This window comes from Erwinia rhapontici, assembly GCF_012271765.1.
Lineage (GTDB): Bacteria > Pseudomonadota > Gammaproteobacteria > Enterobacterales > Enterobacteriaceae > Erwinia > Erwinia rhapontici.
Genome location: NZ_VRKO01000001.1, coordinates 39,146 through 58,214, shown reverse-complemented (window position 1 = coordinate 58,214; position 19,069 = coordinate 39,146). Strand labels below are relative to the sequence as shown.

Annotated in this window: 15 protein-coding genes; 9 read left to right on the top strand and 6 right to left on the bottom strand. The window is 54.9% G+C overall.

The annotated features are described in order from the left end of the window. Positions 1–83: 83 nt before the first annotated feature. From mrcB to fhuB, 5 genes are all read left to right on the top strand, one after another. The gene (gene mrcB / locus FVB43_RS00255; protein ID WP_159336917.1) at positions 84–2,633 is read left to right on the top strand and encodes a bifunctional glycosyl transferase/transpeptidase; all 2,550 of its coding nucleotides are present in this window, start codon (positions 84–86) and stop codon (positions 2,631–2,633) included. A gap of 211 nt (positions 2,634–2,844) precedes the next feature. Further along, a complete protein-coding gene (gene fhuA / locus FVB43_RS00250; protein WP_167863202.1) occupies positions 2,845–5,058 on the top strand; it encodes a ferrichrome porin FhuA in 2,214 nt (737 codons plus the stop codon). Between the two features lie 48 nt (positions 5,059–5,106). Continuing rightward, entirely contained in the window at positions 5,107–5,901 is a 795-nt protein-coding gene (gene fhuC / locus FVB43_RS00245) for a Fe3+-hydroxamate ABC transporter ATP-binding protein FhuC (protein ID WP_133842212.1), read from the top strand. Positions 5,902–5,931: 30 nt separating this feature from the next. After that, positions 5,932–6,813, top strand: coding sequence for a Fe(3+)-hydroxamate ABC transporter substrate-binding protein FhuD (gene fhuD / locus FVB43_RS00240; RefSeq protein ID WP_133842211.1), 882 nt, complete (start codon positions 5,932–5,934; stop codon positions 6,811–6,813). Continuing rightward, on the top strand, positions 6,813–8,789 hold the full coding sequence (fhuB, locus tag FVB43_RS00235; RefSeq protein WP_133842698.1) for a Fe(3+)-hydroxamate ABC transporter permease FhuB: 1,977 nt from the start codon (positions 6,813–6,815) through the stop codon (positions 8,787–8,789). Before fhuD ends, fhuB begins: the two co-directional genes overlap by 1 nt. A gap of 66 nt (positions 8,790–8,855) precedes the next feature. On the opposite strand, the gene hemL is transcribed toward fhuB, so the two are convergent. Next, positions 8,856–10,136 (bottom strand): glutamate-1-semialdehyde 2,1-aminomutase, encoded by a 1,281-nt coding sequence (hemL, locus tag FVB43_RS00230; protein ID WP_133842210.1) that lies wholly within the window; start codon positions 10,134–10,136, stop codon positions 8,856–8,858. A gap of 168 nt (positions 10,137–10,304) precedes the next feature. Between hemL and clcA the strand changes: the two genes are divergently transcribed. Together clcA and erpA are read left to right on the top strand one after the other, a co-directional pair. Beyond that, on the top strand, positions 10,305–11,720 hold the full coding sequence (gene clcA, locus FVB43_RS00225; protein ID WP_167863201.1) for a H(+)/Cl(-) exchange transporter ClcA: 1,416 nt from the start codon (positions 10,305–10,307) through the stop codon (positions 11,718–11,720). A gap of 100 nt (positions 11,721–11,820) precedes the next feature. Then, the gene (gene erpA / locus FVB43_RS00220) at positions 11,821–12,165 is read left to right on the top strand and encodes an iron-sulfur cluster insertion protein ErpA (protein ID WP_133842208.1); all 345 of its coding nucleotides are present in this window, start codon (positions 11,821–11,823) and stop codon (positions 12,163–12,165) included. A gap of 148 nt (positions 12,166–12,313) precedes the next feature. On the opposite strand, the gene FVB43_RS00215 is transcribed toward erpA, so the two are convergent. The 3 genes from FVB43_RS00215 to mtnN all read right to left on the bottom strand — a co-directional run bounded on the left by FVB43_RS00215 (position 12,314) and on the right by mtnN (position 14,189). Next, on the bottom strand, positions 12,314–12,568 hold the full coding sequence (locus FVB43_RS00215; RefSeq protein WP_133842207.1) for a hypothetical protein: 255 nt from the start codon (positions 12,566–12,568) through the stop codon (positions 12,314–12,316). 120 nt (positions 12,569–12,688) lie between these two features. Further along, on the bottom strand, positions 12,689–13,498 hold the full coding sequence (btuF, locus tag FVB43_RS00210; protein WP_133842206.1) for a vitamin B12 ABC transporter substrate-binding protein BtuF: 810 nt from the start codon (positions 13,496–13,498) through the stop codon (positions 12,689–12,691). Then, positions 13,491–14,189 (bottom strand): 5'-methylthioadenosine/S-adenosylhomocysteine nucleosidase, encoded by a 699-nt coding sequence (gene mtnN, locus FVB43_RS00205; RefSeq protein WP_133842205.1) that lies wholly within the window; start codon positions 14,187–14,189, stop codon positions 13,491–13,493. The genes btuF and mtnN overlap by 8 nt, the downstream gene beginning before the upstream one ends. Before the next feature lie 196 nt (positions 14,190–14,385). Between mtnN and dgt the strand changes: the two genes are divergently transcribed. Together dgt and degP are read left to right on the top strand one after the other, a co-directional pair. Next, positions 14,386–15,891, top strand: coding sequence for a dGTPase (gene dgt / locus FVB43_RS00200; protein WP_159336920.1), 1,506 nt, complete (start codon positions 14,386–14,388; stop codon positions 15,889–15,891). 147 nt (positions 15,892–16,038) lie between these two features. Next, a complete protein-coding gene (gene degP / locus FVB43_RS00195) occupies positions 16,039–17,484 on the top strand; it encodes a serine endoprotease DegP (RefSeq protein ID WP_133842203.1) in 1,446 nt (481 codons plus the stop codon). A 98-nt stretch (positions 17,485–17,582) separates the two neighbouring features. Here degP and FVB43_RS00190 read toward each other — a convergent pair whose 3' ends face one another. Further along, positions 17,583–17,975 carry a DUF3461 family protein gene (locus tag FVB43_RS00190; protein ID WP_133842202.1) on the bottom strand — a complete coding sequence of 131 codons (393 nt, stop codon included), beginning with the start codon at positions 17,973–17,975 and terminating at the stop codon, positions 17,583–17,585. A gap of 229 nt (positions 17,976–18,204) precedes the next feature. Beyond that, positions 18,205–19,029, bottom strand: a complete 825-nt coding sequence (gene dapD / locus FVB43_RS00185) for a 2,3,4,5-tetrahydropyridine-2,6-dicarboxylate N-succinyltransferase (protein WP_133842201.1) — start codon at positions 19,027–19,029, stop codon at positions 18,205–18,207. Positions 19,030–19,069: the final 40 nt, after the last annotated feature.

The window sequence follows — 19,069 nt, the reverse complement described above, 5'->3', positions numbered from 1 at the left end:
CAGAAGGTTCTGGTTCCGCAACTGTCGTCATACGACGAAAGTAGTCGGCCCGGCCGACGCCTGCTTCTGGAGAAATAAACAAGATGTCTGACGATCGCGAACCTATCGGGCGTAAAGGAAAACAGCCCCAGCCTGCGCGCAACAAAGCGGGGCGTGGTCGCCGCAGGGAAGAAGAATATGATGACTATGACGATCAGGATGATGAAGATCTGGATGAGGAAGAGGTAACTTCGATGCCACGTAAAGGAAAAGGGCGCGGGACGCGTAAAAAAAGAGGCTGGATAGGCTTATTGTTTAAGCTTTTCCTGATCTTCGCGGTGGTCATGGCCATTTATGGTTTCTACCTCGATTCACAGATCCGCAGCCGTATTGATGGCAAAGTCTGGCAGCTACCGGCCACGGTCTATGGCCGCATGGTCAACCTTGAGCCAGGCATGTCGTACAACAAAAAAGAGATGATCACGCTGCTGGAAGGCACACAGTATCGCGAAGTGACGCGCATGACGCGCCCCGGCGAATTTACCGTGCAGGCCAACAGCATTGAGATGATCCGTCGTCCGTTTGATTTCCCCGACAGCAAAGAGGGGCAGATCCGCGCGCGTCTGAGCTTCAGCGGCGATCGGCTGAGCGATATTAAGAACCTCGACAACGGGCGTAGCTTCGGCTTCTTCCGCCTTGACCCGCGTCTGATCACCATGTTGCAGTCGCCTAACGGCGAACAGCGCCTGTTTGTACCACGCGCCGGGTTCCCGGACCTGTTGGTGGATACGCTGGTGGCGACCGAAGACCGTCATTTCTATCAGCATGATGGCATCAGCCTCTATTCGATTGGCCGTGCTTTTGTCGCCAACATCACTGCCGGACGTGCAGTGCAGGGCGGAAGTACGCTGACCCAGCAGCTGGTGAAGAACTTGTTCCTCACCAACGAACGCTCGCTGTGGCGTAAAGCCAACGAAGCCTATATGGCGCTGATCATGGATGCGCGCTACAGCAAAGACCGCATTCTGGAGCTGTACCTCAATGAGGTGTATCTCGGCCAGGCAGGCAACGATCAGATCCGTGGCTTCCCGCTGGCCAGCCTGTATTACTTTGGCCGTCCCGTGGATGAGCTGAGCCTTGACCAGCAGGCACTGCTGGTGGGCATGGTGAAAGGCGCATCGCTGTATAACCCGTGGCGCAACCCGCAGTTGTCACTGGAGCGTCGTAACCTGGTGTTGCGCCTGTTGCAGCAGCAGAAGGTGATCGACCAGGAGCTTTACGACATGCTGAGTGCGCGTCCGCTGGGCGTGCAGCCGAAAGGCGGCGTGATCACCCCACAGCCAGCGTTTATGCAGATGGTGCGTAACGAGTTGCAGAGCAAACTCGGCGATAAGGTGAAGGATCTCTCCGGGGTGAAAATTTTCACCACGCTGGATTCGGTGTCGCAGGATGCTGCTGAGAAGTCAGTCGAAGAGGGGATCCCGGCGCTGCGTAAACAGCGTGGGGTCAACGATCTGGAAGCGGCGATGGTGGTGGTGGACCGCTTCAGCGGTGAAGTGCGCGCCATGGTCGGTGGTGCCGATCCACAGTTCGCGGGCTACAACCGTGCCTTGCAGGCGCGTCGTTCGATTGGTTCACTGGCAAAACCGGCGACCTATCTGACCGCGCTGAGCCAGCCGGATACCTACCGTCTGAATACCTGGCTCGCGGATAATCCGATTGCGCTGAAACAGCCTAACGGCCAGGTGTGGAAACCGCAGAACGACGACCGTCGTTACAGCGGCCAGGTGATGCTGGTGGATGCACTGACCAACTCCATGAACGTGCCGACGGTGAACCTGGGGATGACGCTCGGTCTGCCGCAGGTGGTGGATACCTGGACCAAGCTGGGTGTACCGAAAGATCAGCTGAATCCGGTGCCGGCGATGTTACTGGGTGCACTGAACCTGACACCGATTGAAGTGGCACAGGCTTTCCAGACTATCGCCAGCGGCGGCAGCCGTGCGCCGCTGTCGGCCGTACGTTCCGTGATTGCTGAAGATGGTAGCGTGCTGTATCAGAGCTTCCCGCAGGCCGAACGTGCCGTTCCGGCGCAGGGGGCTTACCTGACGCTCTACAGCATGCAGCAGGTGGTGGATCACGGTACGGCGCGTGCGCTTGGGGCTAAGTATCCGAAAGCGACGCTGGCAGGCAAAACCGGCACCACCAACAATCAGGTGGATACCTGGTTTGCCGGGATCGATGGCAAAGAAGTCGCCATCACTTGGGTGGGTCGTGATAACAACCAGCCGACCAAACTGTATGGTTCCAGCGGGGCGATGCAGCTGTATCGTCGTTATCTGGAAATGCAGGCGCCGATGCCGTTAACCCTTACGCCACCAGAAGATATTGCACTGATGAACGTCGATTCTGCCGGTAACTTTGTCTGCGGCAGTGCCAGCAGCAGCTGGCGTAGCCTGCCGGTCTGGACCACGGATGCTAACGCCCTGTGCCAGCAGCAACAGCAGCAGGTTCAGCAGCAGCAACAGATGTTGCAGCAGCAGAATCAACAGCAGAATCAGCAACAGAATCAGCAACAAGGGCAGCAACCGCAGAATCAGCAAAAGGATGGCGATGGTGTGGCTGGTTGGATCAAAGATATGTTTGGTCAGTAGCCTTCACTGTTATCTGAATGAAAAAGCCGGGAAACCGGCTTTTTTTTTGGCTTTTTTCCGCGCCAGGTCAATGCCCATGCCGCTTGTGTGGCAGATCATGTGGGGCGTTTTTCCTTGCAGAACTGACTTTGTTTCGCATATTATCCGAGCGTTATAATAATAATTATCGTTTCGTTTCACATTCAACAATCCTTGTTCAGAGAAAAGCTAAATGGCCAATGTGCGCGATTTATCCACTGATTTTACACACCTGAAAACAGCAAAACGACAACTGGCGGCGCTGGTCGCTCTCTCACTCACCAGTGGTGCAGCCTTTGCTGCCGCTGAGCAGACGATTAATGTCACGGCGGATGCTGGCAGTGCGCCGCAGGAAAGTGCCTGGGGCCCGGCCCCGACCATTGCGGCAAAACACAGCGCCACCGGCACCAAAACCGATACACCGATTGAGAAAAACCCGCAGTCTGTGTCTGTTATCACCAGCCAGGAAATGCAAACACATCAGCCTTTGTCAGTAAAAGAAGCGCTGGGTTATACCACCGGAGTGATGGTAGGTAACCGCGGTGCGTCAAACGTGATTGATGCATTATCCATTCGTGGTTTTAGTGAAACGAATACCAATCAGTATCTCAATGGCCTGAAATTACAGGGTGATAACTACTCCGAATTTGCTGTTGACCCTTATTTCCTGGAACGCGTTGAACTGATGCGCGGGCCAACGTCTGTGCTGTATGGAAAAAGTAACCCGGGTGGCATTGTATCGATGGTGAGCAAGCGCCCAACCACCGAAACTCTGCGTGAAGTCCAGTTCCAGATGGGGACCGATAACCTGTTTTCTACCGGCTTTGATTTCGGAGGCGCTCTGGATGACAACGGCGAGTTCTCTTACCGCTTAACGGGTCTGGCACGCAGCGCAGATGCGCAGCAGCAGATGAATAAAGAGAAGCGTTATACCATCGCGCCATCTTTCAGCTGGCAACCGGATGAGAATACCCATTTCACCTTCCTGAGCTACTTCCAGAATGAACCGGAAACCGGTTATTACGGCTGGTTACCGCGTGAAGGCACGGTCGTGCCCATTACGGATGCCAACGGCAATCAGCACAAGCTACCAACCGATTTTGATGAGGGTGAAGACAGCAATAAAATCTCCCGCAACACCAAAATGATCGGTTACAGCTTCGATCATGCGTTCAATGATACCTGGACCGTACGTCAGAACCTGCGTTATGCGCAGATGCGTACCAATTACTTGAGCATTTATGGCAATGGCCTGAATACCGCTAACAACACTATCGATCGCGGTTACGCGCATTCACAGGAAAAGCTGAATCAGTTTGCGGTTGATACCCAGGCCCAGGCGAAGTTTGCTACTGGTCAGGTGGATCACACTCTGCTGATGGGCGTGGATTATCAGCGTTCACGCAATGATATTGATGCGATTTTTGGCGCCGCCGCTCCGCTGGATGCGTTGAATCCACAATATGGAAACGATCAAATGATTCAGGGATCAGGATTCCCGTATCAATATCTGAATAAGCAGGAACAAACCGGTCTGTATGCGCAGGACCAAATGGAGTGGGATCGTTGGGTGCTGACACTGGGCGGACGCTATGACTACCTGACCATGTCGGCGTTTGACCGTAATGCCAGTGAAAACAAAACCCACGACCAGGCCTTTACCTGGCGCGGCGGGGTGAACTATGTCTTCGATAACGGTATTGCACCTTACTTCAGTTACAGCGAATCATTTATTCCTAATACTGGCACTACTCTCGGTGGGGAAACCTTCACACCTTCCCGTGCAAAACAGTATGAAGCAGGCGTGAAATACGTTCCGAAAGATCGTCCTATTGTTCTGACCGGGGCGATTTACCAGTTGACCAAAAATAACAACCTGATGGGTGACCCGACTGCGCCACTGTTTAGCGTACAGGGCGGGGAGATTCGTTCCCGTGGGTTCGAGTTTGAAGCCAAAGCCGCCGTCAATGCCAACATCAACGTGACTGCGTCATACAGCTATACCGATGCTGAATATACAGAAGACAATTACCTGCGTGGAAAAACGCCAGTGCAGGTGCCTAAACATATGGCATCACTGTGGGGCGACTACACATTCAATGAAAGTGCCTTATCCGGCCTGACGCTGGGCACGGGCTTGCGCTACGTGGGTGAGAGTAAAGGTCTGTATCGTCATCAGGCGAGTAATGGCGATAACCAGGATCAGAATTTTGATGTTGCCGGTTATACGTTGGTTGATGCCGTCGTGAAGTACGACCTGGCTCGTTTTGGACTTCCAGGGTCATCGGTCGGTATTAACGTTAACAACCTGTTTGACCGTGAGTATGTTGCCAGCTGTTATCGTGAGCATGCCTGCTACTGGGGCGCAGAGCGTCAGATTGTCGGTACTGCCACCTTCCGTTTCTAAATATCTATCCGGGCGCGGTTCGCCGCGCTCGCCAATCAGAAGATCACCATGCAACAACAGCACACGTCAGAAACGACCTTCACCCTGGACCGCGTCAGTTTTAGCGTTCCAGGCCGTACCCTGTTACAACCGTTGTCGCTGGCCTTTCCCGCCGGAAAAGTCTGTGGGCTGATCGGCCATAACGGTTCAGGAAAATCCACACTGCTGAAAATGCTCGGCCGCCATCACGCGGCATCGGCCGGGCAGGTGCTGCTGAATGAGCAGCCGGTGGCCAGCTGGCAGAGTAAAGCCTTTGCCCGTGAAGTTGCCTATTTGCCTCAGCAACTGCCTGCGGCGGAAGGGATGACAGTACGTGAACTGGTCGCCATTGGCCGCTATCCGTGGCACGGTGCGCTGGGGCGTTACGGTGTGGAAGATCGCGAACGTGTTGATGAAGCCATTGCACTTGTCGGGTTGAAGCCTTTTGCCCATCGCCTGGTGGACAGTCTGTCCGGCGGTGAGCGTCAGCGTGCATGGATTGCCATGCTGGTTGCGCAGAACAGCCGTTGCCTGCTGTTGGATGAACCCACTTCCGCGTTGGATATCGCCCACCAGGTCGATGTGCTGGCGCTGATCCAGCGTCTCAGCCGTGAACGTGGCCTGACGGTGATTGCGGTACTGCACGATATCAATATGGCTGCGCGTTATTGCGACCACCTGGTGGCGCTGCGCGGTGGCGAAATGATTGCTCAGGGCGAGCCTGCTGAGATTATGAACGGGGATGTGCTGGAACAGATTTATGGCATTCCTATGGGAATTTTACCGCACCCACAAGGTGGCGCGCCGGTAAGCTTTGTTTACTAAGCGCTTAGGCTCTGAGAATTGGATGTTGTGATGCCGGATATTTTGCGTCGCCGTTTACTGACGGCACTGGCTTTTTCCCCGCTGCTGGCCCAGTTTCCCTTCCCGCTGCGTGCTGCGACAGAACAGCGCATTATCGCACTAGAGTGGTATCCCCTTGAGCTGCTGCTTGCGCTGGGCGTGATGCCGATCGGCGCCGCCGAGCTTTACGGTTATGGCCAGTGGGTTGGTGAACCGAAGTTGCCCGCCTCCGTGGTCGATGTCGGGCTGCGAACCGAACCTAATCTTGAACTGATAACTCAGATGAAGCCTTCTCTGATCCTGTTTTCACAGGGCTATGGGCCCGATCCGACTCGCTTTATGCGCATCGCCCCGGGAATGGGTTTTGCCTTTAACGAAGGCGGGAAGGGGAAACCGCTGACCAGTGCGCGTCACGCACTCATGGAGCTGGCAAAGCGGGTCGATCGCGTCCCGCAGGCCGTGGCGAATCTGGCCGAACTGGATAGCCAGACTGAGCGCCTGAAAACCAAACTGGCAAACAGGCCGAAGCGCCCGCTGCTGCTGTTGTCGATTGTCGATCCGCGTCATGTGATTGTGTTCACTGAAAACGGACTGTTCCAGGAAGTGCTGGATAATCTCGGGCTGGAAAATGCCTGGAAAGCAGAAAGCACTTTCTGGGGGAGCGTGATCATTGGCATTGAACGTCTGGCCGATCTGGGGGATGTCGATGCCATCGGCTTCGAACATGACAATCAGGCGATTGTTGATCAGGTGACCGGGACCGCACTCTGGCAGTCGCTGCCGTTTGTGCGTGCCGGGCGTTTCAGGCAGATGCCGCGCGTGTGGTTCTACGGTGCCACACTGTCGGCAATGCAGCTGATCCACAGCCTTGACCATGCGCTGGAGGTGAAATGATGCGTCACTATCGTTTAGCCATCCTGCTGTTAACAGCATTGTTTGCCAGTGCACTGGCTCTGACGCTGATTAACCTGCAACAGCGGCTGCCTGGTGCGCAGTGGCTGACGGCGTTGCTGTCCCCGGACACCAACCGCATTGAGCAGATGGTGTTTCATTACAGCCTGATGCCGCGCCTGTCGCTGTCATTGCTGGCGGGCGCAGGCCTGGGGCTGGTGGGCCTGCTGTTTCAGCAGGTGCTGCGCAATCCCCTGGCCGAACCGGCAACCCTGGGCGTCGCCAGCGGTGCGCAACTGGGGCTGACCGTTGTCACGCTGTGGAGCGTGCCGGGCGGTATGGTCACGCAGCAGCTGGCCGCGATGATCGGTGCGGTGCTGGTGGGGCTGATTGTGTTCGGCGTCGCCTGGGGCAAACGGATGTCGCCCGTAACGCTGATCCTCGCCGGGCTGGTGGTGTCACTTTACTGTGGTGCGGTGAACCAGATTTTTGCCATCTTCAATCACGACCAGCTGCAGAATATGTTTCTGTGGAGCACCGGTTCACTGAATCAGATGGACTGGAGCAACGTGGAGTTCCTCTGGCCACGGCTGCTCGGCGGCCTGTTGCTCACGCTACTGATGTTACGTCCGATGACCCTGATGGGGCTGGATGATGGTGTGGCAAAGAACCTGGGCCTGGCGATCTCGCTGGCCCGCTTTGGCCTGCTGGCACTGGCGATTTTAATCAGTGCTTCCCTGGTAAATGCTGTCGGTATTATCGGCTTTATCGGGCTGTTCTCTCCTCTGCTGGCGCGGATGCTGGGCTTCCGTCGTCTGATCAGCCGTTTGCTGGTGGCGCCGATTATTGGGGCGCTACTCCTGTGGCTGGCGGATCAGTCGGTGCTCTGGCTGACCAGTCGTCTGGGAGAGATCTCTACGGGAACCATCACTGCGGTTATCGGTGCGCCGCTGCTGCTGTGGCTGCTGCCGCGTCTGCGAACCGGTTCGGTGCCGCCAGCGATGAACCAGGGTGACAATGTGCCGACAGAACGTCACCGGGTACTGTGGTGGGCGCTCATCGGGGGCGGTGCACTGCTGTTGCTGATGGCGGTGGCGTTGAGCTTTGGACGCGATGCTCACGGCTGGGTATGGGCCAGCGGTGAACTGTGGCAGCAACTTCTGCCGTGGCGCTGGCCGCGCCTGGTGGCCGCGATGGCGACCGGGATGATGCTGGGTGTGGCAGGGTGCGTCGTGCAGCGTTTGACAGGCAACCCGATGGCCAGCCCTGAAGTGCTGGGGATTAGCTCTGGAGCGGCATTTGGCGTCGTGGTGATGTTGTTTATCGTACCGGGTGATGCGTTTGGCTGGCTGCTGCCTGCCGGGAGTATTGGCGCGGCCCTGACGCTGCTGGTGATCTCGATCGCTGCCGGGCGCGGGGGTTTTTCACCGGAGCGGATGCTGCTGGCCGGGATGGCGCTCAGCACGGCCTTCACCACGCTGATGATGCTGCTGCTGGCCAGCGGTGACCCGCGTATGGCGAATCTGCTGACGTGGATCTCCGGCTCAACCTATAACATTGATGTTTTGCAGGCGAAGCGCACGCTGATCATTATGGTCGTGCTGCTGGCGCTGGTGCCGCTATGCCGTCGCTGGCTGACCATCCTTCCACTGGGCGGTGCCACGGCGCGCGCAGTCGGTATGGCGCTGACGCCAACGCGTCTGACACTGCTGCTGCTGGCTGCGGTGCTGACTGCTGCCGCAACGCTGACCATTGGGCCATTAAGCTTTGTGGGGCTGATGGCACCGCATATTGCGCGGATGCTCGGTTTCCGCCGGGCATTGCCGCAGCAGGTGATGGCGGCACTGTTGGGCGGTGGATTGATGGTGGCGGCGGACTGGTGCGGCAGAATGCTTTCGTTCCCGGATCAGATCCCGGCAGGGCTGCTGGCGACCTTTATCGGTGCGCCGTACTTTATCTATCTGCTGCGTAAGGTATAAAAAAAAAGGGTCAGGCATGCCTGACCCCTTCGGGTCGGGGCGGGGCATGCCCCGCCCGTCTGGATGTTACAGCTTCGCGAAACTACGGCGTGCCGCATCGATGGTGTGCTGAATATCATCCGGGCTGTGCGCCAGCGACATAAAGCCTGCTTCAAAGGCGGACGGTGCCAGATACACACCTTCTTCCAGCATCAGATGGAAGAAACGCTTGAAACGCTCAACATCGCACTTCGTCACATCCGCATAGCAGGTCACGCTGTCTGCATCCGTGAAGAAAATCCCAAACATCCCGCCGACATGGTTGATCACCAGCGGGATATTTTCGGCTTTTGCCGCAGCGAGCAGGCCATCGGCCAGTTGGGTGGTCAGACGGGTCAGCGTCTCATGCGTGCCCGGGCGGGAGACTTCCGTCAGACAGGCAAAGCCCGCTGCCATCGCGATCGGGTTACCGGACAGCGTACCCGCCTGGTATACCGGGCCGGTCGGTGCCAGCGCATCCATCACTTCGCGACGACCACCAAAGGCGCCCACTGGCATACCGCCACCGATGATTTTACCCAGGCAGGTCAGATCCGGTTTCACACCGTAATGGGCCTGTGCACCTGCCAGCGCAACGCGGAAACCGGTCATCACTTCGTCGATAATCAGCAGCGCGCCAAATTCGTCGCACAGTTCACGCAGGCCCGGAAGGAAGTCCGGCTGCGGTGGAATGCAGTTCATATTGCCCGCGACCGGTTCAACGATGATGCAGGCGATCTCTTCCGGGTACTGCTCAAAGGCGGCGCGTACGCTGGTGAGATCGTTGAAGGTGCAGGTCAGGGTATGTTTGGCAAAGTCAGCGGGCACGCCCGGTGAGTTCGGCTGGCCCAGCGTCAGTGCGCCAGAGCCCGCTTTCACCAGCAGGCAGTCAGCGTGGCCATGGTAGCAGCCTTCAAACTTAATAATTTTGTCACGGTGGGTGAAACCGCGTGCCAGACGAATGGCACTCATGGTGGCTTCTGTACCGGAGTTGACCATGCGAACGGTATCCATGGTCGGTACCAGTTGGGTGACCAGTTCGGCCATTTTGACTTCCATCTCCGTCGGCGCGCCGAAGCTCAGGCCGCGTTCGGCAGCGTCGATAACGGCATGACGGATGGCGGGATGGTTGTGACCCAGCACCATTGGGCCCCATGAACCGACATAGTCTATATAGGCTTTACCATCGACATCGTACAGCAGGGCACCGTCAGCACGTTCGATAAACAGCGGCACGCCGCCCACGCCGTTAAAGGCCCGCACCGGTGAATTTACGCCACCGGGAATTAACTGCTGCGCCTGGGCGTACAGGTTTTCAGACTTACTCATGGAACCGCTCCTGATCATTCATTTAAAAACCCCTCTATTCTAAGTGAACATCATGGGGTAGCGAAAGGCTACTCGCATCTGCGACACGATTAGAGAGCCTTAAATGCGGGCATTCAGCGTGAGAATACGTAAAATGCTGACATGGATTGACAATGTTATGAATGGCTCATGAATCAACAATCACTTTCTACCAACGAACTGAATGTTGTGCCTGCCCGGCGCGGTGATTTCCTGCGGATGTTGTTACGCCGCGATAAAACGCCGCTGGCGGTGCTGGTGATGGCGGGAATTGTTGGCACACTGACTGGCCTGGTGGGCGTGGGTTTCGAGCTGGCCGTCAACGAGATTATTCACCAGCGCACCCGTTGGCTTGCCACGTTGGAAAGCCATCCTGGGGTGATGGTGCTGTGCGCATTTCTGGTCTCCGCGCTATTGGCCACTATCGGCTATTACCTGGTGCGCCGCTTTGCACCAGAGGCGGCGGGGTCGGGGATTCCGGAGATTGAAGGTGCCCTGGAGGAACTGCGGCCGGTGCGCTGGTGGCGGGTGATCCCAGTGAAGTTTATCGGCGGGATGGGCACGCTGGGAGCGGGGATGGTGCTGGGACGTGAAGGACCAACGGTTCAGTTGGGTGGCAATATTGGCCGCATGATGCTGGATATTTTCAGGATGAGAAGCACTGAGGCGCGGCACACGCTGCTGGCAACGGGCGCGGCGGCGGGTCTGTCGGCTGCCTTTAATGCCCCTCTTGCCGGGATCCTGTTTATTATTGAAGAGATGCGTCTGCAATTTCGCTACAGTCTGATTTCCATTAAAGCCGTGTTCGTTGGCGTGATTATGTCGAGCGTGGTGTTTCGGATTTTTAACGGTGAACATGCGGTGATCGAGATAGGCCGCCTGACCGATGCCCCTGTCAATACTCTGTGGCTCTATCTGCTGCTCGGTATGGTGTTTGGCGTGGTGGGGGTGCTGTTCAATCAGCTGATTTTCCGCATCCAGGATCTGTTCCAGCGTTTCCACGGCGGACGTTTAGGTAAAATACTGTTGGTGGGGGCTGTGCTGGGAGGGGCGTGCGGCGTATTGGGGGTGTTTCTGCCCGCGGCGGCCGGAGGGGGAGCCAGCCTGATCCCACTGGCGGCGGCGGGAAACTTTTCTATCGGCATGTTGCTGTTTCTGTTTATTGTTCGACTGATTACCACTTTACTGTGCTTCTGTTCCGGCGCACCCGGCGGGATTTTTGCCCCGATGCTGGCACTCGGCACGCTGCTGGGAACGGCATTTGGCCTGTGCGCCTCAAGCTGGCTCCCGGAGTATCACTTGCAGGCCGGCACCTTTGCCATTGCCGGGATGGGCGCGCTGTTTGCCGCCTCGGTACGTGCGCCACTGACCGGTATTATACTGGTACTGGAGATGACGGATAACTATCAGCTGATTTTACCGATGATTATTACCTGCCTTGGCGCGACGCTATTAGCCCAGTTTCTTGGGGGGCAACCCTTGTATTCGTCACTGCTTACCCGCACTCTGGCGAAACAACAGCAGCAGGAAACGGCTAATGCTACCGCACAGGGTGGTACAGCCTGAGCTTGATTGCTATACCAGTGTGTAAGATAATAACAACAATTATGGTCGATTTGTGACCTGTCAGGCACCCGGCCTGTACGTATGTATACTGGAGTTACCTATGAGCGACGATGTAGCACTGCCCCTGCAATTTACTGAAGCAGCGGCCAGTAAAGTCAAAAACCTGATTTCCGATGAAAACAATCCGGATCTGAAACTGCGCGTCTACATCACCGGCGGCGGTTGCAGCGGCTTCCAGTACGGTTTTACCTTTGACGATAAGATTAACGATGGTGATATGACCATTGAGAAAGCGGGCGTGGCGTTGGTTGTTGACCCGATGAGTCTGCAATATCTGGTGGGTGGCGCAGTGGATTATACCGAAGGGCTGGAAGGGTCGCGCTTTATTGTGACCAACCCGAATGCCAAGACCACCTGTGGCTGCGGATCGTCCTTCAGTATCTGATTTACCCTTCATACTTGACGCCGCTGCTGTGTTGGCTGCGAACCCTCACCCCGGTCACTTACTGATGTAAGCTCCCGGGGATTCAAGCACTTTCCGCCTTGCTGCACCGCCAATTATTCTGGGTAAACAGATACTGTTTAGTAAGAACTTACCATTCGACGGTCACTAACCTTGCTTCCTGCCGCGTATCCGCATTACGTGATATAACGCTTTGCGTCACTTTTGGCTGCGCATCAGGCTGAGCTCCACACACAACACCGGGTAAATTGACAGCAGACAAGCTGCGACTCTCTACGCTGCACTGTGAGTAGATGGTTAATTTCACGCCAATGCTGCCGGTAATCGAAGCGGCAAAGGCGTGACCCGTCATCATCAGCCCGAGGGCCAGATAAACGGTTTTCATGTTGCAATTTCCTGGTCAAAATCAGAGCAAAAAGCCCTGAATAAAAAACGAGCGTAAAGTCGCCCGTTATCTTTGGTTAACGGCAATTTTTGTCAGAACTTTACTCACCTTTGGCGGCGATTATTGCGGTTTTGACGTGCCGATGGTGTGTAATTCACTGCACAATTTTTGTGCGGCCAGAATCATACGCGGTCCGGCTCGGCTTATCCAGTCATCATTGATGGCGATGACCGGGAGTGTGAGCTGGGGTTGCCAGAACTGCACAATCTGCTGTGCATGAGTATGATCGCCGGGGATGACGACAGCGGCGGGATGGCGTAACAATACCTGCTCGCGGCTCACCTGTGGCCAGGGCACGCGGGCATCGGCAAAGATGTTCTCTCCGCCACATAAGCGCAGAACTTCATCCTGTAAGGTATTGCCCGATGCGGTAAACAGCGGTTTGAGGCCAAACTGAAGAAAGACGCGCTGCCTGGGTGAGTGCTGATAGCGTTGGCGCAGGTTAGCAAACTGCTGTTGCAGCGTGGCAGCCGCCTGCTCTGCCTGTTGCGGTTGCGGGCTCCAGGCGGCAAGCTGACGCAGGCTGGCAATCAACTGATCGATAGAATCCGGTGCCAGCCAGACCACCCTGATGCCCAACGCCTGAAGCTGATCGACCTGGCGTTGCGGCGTGCCGCCTTTCCAGGCAACCACGACATCCGGCTTCAGCCTGAGTAGCTTTTCGCTGTTGATCCCCTGCCAGTTAGCGACCTGTTCGATGTGCTGTGCGGCGGCAGGGTAATCGGAATAAGCGCTGACGCCCACCGGAGTAATTCCGGCAGCAAAGGCCAGTTCGGTAATATTGGGTGCCAGCGTGACCACGCGGGGGGCGGCCTGAGCTGTGGCGGCGCAGGCCAGCCACAGCAGCAGGCAAACAAGGCGTTTAGCCACGAGACAGATGGGTCAGCAGGGTTTCCACCATCAGTGATGATTGCTGTGCTGCCACCACCAGGAATTCATCAAAGCTGAGGTGTGATTCTTGATCGGCTACATCGGAGATAGCACGGACCACGACAAACGGTGTGCCGAATTGATGGCAAACGTGGCCAATCGCGGTCGCTTCCATCTCAACCGCAATGGCCTGCGGGAAGGTGCTGCGAATACGTGACAGCGGCGCTGCGCCATTGATAAAGGCATCGCCGCTCACCACCAGACCACGGACTGCGTTGAGGTTCAGTTCGCCAATGCACTGTTCGGCAGCGGCAATCAGCTTATCATCCGCCTTGAACGCCGCCGGACAGCCCGCCATCTGGCCAGGTTCATAGCCAAAGGCCGTCACATCGGCGTCGTGATAACGCACTTCATCAGACACCACAATATCACCCACTTTCAGCGTAGGGGCCAGGCCGCCAGCTGAACCGGTATTGATGACCACATCGGGTTTGCACAGTTGCAGCAGCAGGGTGGTGCCCAGCGCCGCAGACACTTTACCGATGCCCGACTTCAGCAGAGCAACTTCAACGCCATTCAGTGTACCGGTGTAAATTTCACAGCCCGCCAGGGTGAGGGTCTGACGGTTTTCAATTTTGTCACGCAGCAGCGTCACTTCCTGTTCCATTGCGCCAATAATGCCTGCTTTCATAGGGATACTCTCTGAAGTTGTGGAATGTATTATTCATTGCGGCGCATAGTTTATCATGACAAACATCATCGCTATACCCGTCATACTTCAAGCTGCACAGGCGTTGGCTGCATCAAAAGTAGGCCCCATGAGGGGACTCGAATTATTTTGGGTATACTGCGAGAATGACTGCGCCATTTATCAGAGGGAATAAGGTATGACTGGGATCGATTTTCGCATAAAAATCAACTGGCAGCGGCGCTATCGCCCCTATCAGGGACCGAAGGATGAACATGAAATCCTGCGCATATTTGAAAGCGATCGTGGTCGTATTATTAATTCAGCAGCTATCCGCCGACTGCAGCAGAAAACCCAGGTCTTCCCGCTTGAGCGTAATGCCGCCGTTCGCACCCGGCTGACGCATTCGCTGGAAGTGCAGCAGGTGGGGCGCTATATCGCAAAAGAAGTACTGACACGCTTGCAGGAAGCTGACCGTTTAGTCTCTTTGGGGCTGGCGCAGTTGACCGGGCCATTTGAGAGTATCGTCGAGATGGCTTGCCTGATGCACGATATTGGCAATCCGCCGTTTGGTCACTTTGGTGAGGCAGCGATCAATGACTGGTTCCGTCAGCAGTTTGATACAAGCTGGCAGCCGGAGAGCGGACGGGAAGATCGCTGTGTACCCGAGGTATTACGCCATCAGGATGATGGCTTGAATGCGCTGCGGGCTAAAGTCCGTCAGGACCTGTCTCATTTTGAAGGCAACGCGCAGGCAATCCGCACGGTGCATACGCTGATGAAGATGAACCTGACCTGGGCGCAGGTCGGCTGTATTTTAAAATACACGCGTCCTGCCTGGCATAGCGGAGCCATTCCCGCCAGCCATGATTATTTAATGAAGAAACCGGGATACTACCTGGCAGAAGAGGAATATATCGCGCGACTGCGTGAGCAATTAGATCTTCAGCCGCATTGCCGTTTTCCGCTGACTTATATTATGGAAGCTGCTGACGATATCTCTTACTGCGTAGCCGATTTAGAAGATGCCGTAGAAAAAAATATCTTTACTGTTGAACAACTGTATCATTATTTATTCCAACTCTGGCCTGACCATCAGGCAGGCGATCTGTTTGCCACCGTGGTGACCAGCGCGTTAGATAAATCACGCAGTCGCCGCACAAATCGCAGCAGTGAAGACCAGTTCTTTATGTATTTACGTGTGAATACGGTGGCAGAACTGGTGCCCCATGCGGCCAGCCGTTTTATCGAGCATTTGCCTGCGGTGTACCACGGCGAGTTTAATGAGGCGCTGCTGGAAGATGGTAGCCCGCATAGTCAGCTATTAGATATTTTCAAAAAAGTCGCTTTTCGTCATGTGTTTAACCATCCTGAAGTGGAACAGTTAGAGTTGCAAGGGTATCGGGTGATCAGCGGCTTGCTGGATATTTACCAGCCACTGTTGCTGTTGACGCGCGAAGAGTTCAGCGAATTGACGGAAAAGGATTATTTAAAAGGTTATCCGATTGAAACACGCCTGTTCCATAAGCTTTCGACGCGTTTTCGTCTTGCTTACAGCGAAGCGGTGGAGTCTCTGGATAAAAATCCCGACGAAGAGAATATATGGGAATACTATTATCGCGTTCGTTTATTGCAGGACTACATTAGCGGGATGACAGATTTGTATGCCTGGGATGAGTATCGACGGTTAATGGCCGTGGAATAAATCCATCAGTCGTGATGATTTGTAAAGAAGAACAATATTTTTTTACTTTTTCTTAGTGGTTAAATATGAACTTAGGGATAAAAAATTAATCTCACCTTCACAACCACAGCAATGGTTATCCCACAGAATCACTTGAGAATCCGACGAATGAAAAAAACCACGTTAGTATTGAGCGCATTGGCTCTGAGCCTTGGGCTGGCGTTAAACCCTTTAGCGGCGAGTGCTGCTGAAACGGCCTCTTCCTCTTCAAGCCAGCCATTACCCAGTCTGGCTCCTATGCTGGAAACAGTGATGCCTTCGGTTGTCAGCATTAATGTTGAGGGCAGCACGACGGTACGTACGCCGCGCATGCCTCAGCAGTTCCAGCAGTTCTTTGGCGATAATTCCCCATTCTGTCAGGACGGTTCTCCATTCCAGGGATCGCCGATGTGTCAGGAAGGTGGCCCGGAAGGGAAGGGCAACGGCGGCGCTGACAGCCAGCAGCAGAAATTCCGCGCACTGGGTTCCGGTGTGGTGATTGATGCAGCTAAAGGCTACGTCGTAACCAACAACCACGTGGTCGACAATGCGACAAAAATTCAGGTTCAATTGAGCGATGGTCGTAAATACGATGCAAAAGTGATTGGTAAAGATCCGCGTTCTGATATTGCGCTGATCCAGTTGAAAGAGGCGAAAAACCTGACCGCGATTAAGCTTGCTGACTCCGATAATCTGCGCGTGGGCGATTACACGGTAGCGATTGGTAACCCGTATGGTCTGGGGGAAACGGTTACCTCCGGTATTGTCTCTGCCCTTGGCCGCAGTGGTCTGAACCTGGAAAACTACGAAAACTTTATCCAGACTGATGCCGCGATTAACCGGGGTAATTCCGGGGGGGCGCTGGTGAACCTGAATGGTGAGCTGATTGGGATTAACACGGCGATCCTCGCGCCAGACGGCGGCAACATCGGTATTGGCTTCGCCATCCCAAGTAATATGGTGAAAAACCTGACGTCACAGATGGTTGAATTCGGTCAGGTGAAACGCGGTGAGCTGGGGATCATGGGCACCGAACTGAACTCCGAACTCGCGAAGGCGATGAAAGTTGATGCCCAGCGCGGTGCGTTCGTCAGTCAGGTATTGCCGAAGTCTTCAGCGGCGCAGGCGGGCATTAAAGCCGGTGACGTGATTGTGTCGATCAACAACAAGCCGATCTCCAGTTTCTCTGCGTTGCGTGCGGAAGTGGGGTCGTTGCCGGTTGGCACCAAAATGGAACTGGGCCTGATCCGGGATGGCAAGCCAATGAAAGTGAACGTGGCGTTGCAACAAAGCGCCGCAGCGAAAGTCGATTCTGGCACTATCTATAACGGTATCGAAGGGGCTGACCTGAGCAACTTTGATGCGAAAGGCGTTAAGGGTGTGAAAGTGGACAGCGTTAAAGCGGGTTCTGCGGCAGCGCGCGTTGGCCTGAAGAAAGATGATGTGATTTTAGGCGTTAACCAACAGCCGGTCGCGAATCTGGGCGAATTGCGCAAAATCCTGGATACCAAACCGTCAGTGCTGGCGCTGAATATCCAGCGTGGCGATGCCAGTATTTATTTGCTGATGCAGTAAGTTATGCTGAAAAGTGCCGTTCGAAAATAAGAGCGGCACCGGACAAAAAAAAGGGGTGACCAGTATTCTGGTCACCCCTTTTTATGTCAGAAAAGGAATTAACGACCGCCGCGGGTCAGTTTATCCAGGTCTGATTCAATTTCAGCAATCTTGTTGGAGACCACGCTCTCCAGATGACGCAGGTCATCAAGAATTTTGCGCTTCAGATCAACTTCTACCTGGTCACGTTGGCAAATCTGGTCAAGTTCATCAATCACATAGCGCAGGTTCGGGCTGATTTCCTGAACTTCTTTGTAACCCTGGCTGGCATTGTCAGCTACCACGGTTTTGCGCTGGCGCGGATATTTAAATTTCACGCTTTTGGCAAAGAACTCGCCTTTATCTTTACGGAAATAGATTTTCAGGATGTCATTGTTGGCTTCCTGACGCAGGCTGTAACGGTCGATATCTTCCGGCGTCGCGATGCCCAAACCCTTGAGATTGTCGTACATGGTATTTTCCTTTAAGAGACTATCGATCCAGATGCGATCAGAGTAGTCGCTATCCGAGAAACGGAAAAGGATCGTTTAATTTAAATACAGTATTTTCTGGCGCGGATTATGGCGCAGATTGTGCACAATAGCACCACTTGTTTCGTGACGTGAAAGAGGTAGTTCAGGGCAGGAGTGTAAAACTTACTTTACAGTAAGGTGCGGACCACTGGTGTGGCCCGCAGGAGGATCAATCGATAGTGCGCAGCAGTTCGTTGATGCCGGTTTTGCTCAGCGTTTTCGCATCGACTTTTTTCACGATAACGGCGCAGTACAGGCTGTAAGTCCCGTCTTTCGATGGCAGGTTGCCTGAAACGACAACGGAACCCGCAGGGACACGGCCGTAATGCACTTCCCCGGTTTCGCGGTCGAAGATCTTGGTGCTCTGGCCGATATAAACGCCCATTGAAATCACGGAACCTTCTTCTACGATCACGCCTTCAACGATTTCTGAACGCGCACCGATGAAGCAGTTGTCTTCAATGATGGTTGGATTGGCCTGCAATGGCTCCAGTACGCCACCAATGCCAACGCCGCCAGACAGGTGAACGTTTTTACCGATCTGCGCGCAGGAACCTACGGTGACCCAGGTATCAACCATCGTGCCTTCGTCAACGTAAGCGCCGATGTTAACGTAAGAAGGCATCAGCACGGTGTTACGTGCGATGAATGCGCCCTGGCGTACTGCCGCTGGTGGAACAACGCGGAAGCCTTCTTTTTTGAAGCGTGCTTCGTCGTAGTCAGCGAATTTCATCGGAACTTTGTCGTAATAACGGCTTTCTGCGCCATCAATTACCTGATTGTCATTGATGCGGAAAGAGAGCAGGACCGCTTTCTTCAACCACTGATGCGTAACCCATTCGCCGTCGATTTTCTCAGAGACGCGCAGGGCACCGCTATCCAGCTGGGCGATAACCTGGTTGACGGCTTCGCGGGTTGCGGCGTCAGCGTTTGCTGGGGTAATGTCCGCACGGCGTTCGAAGGCCGCTTCAATAACACTCTGTAACTGTTGCATATTAGATCTCTCAATTTCAGTGAGTTCGGTGTAACAGGCT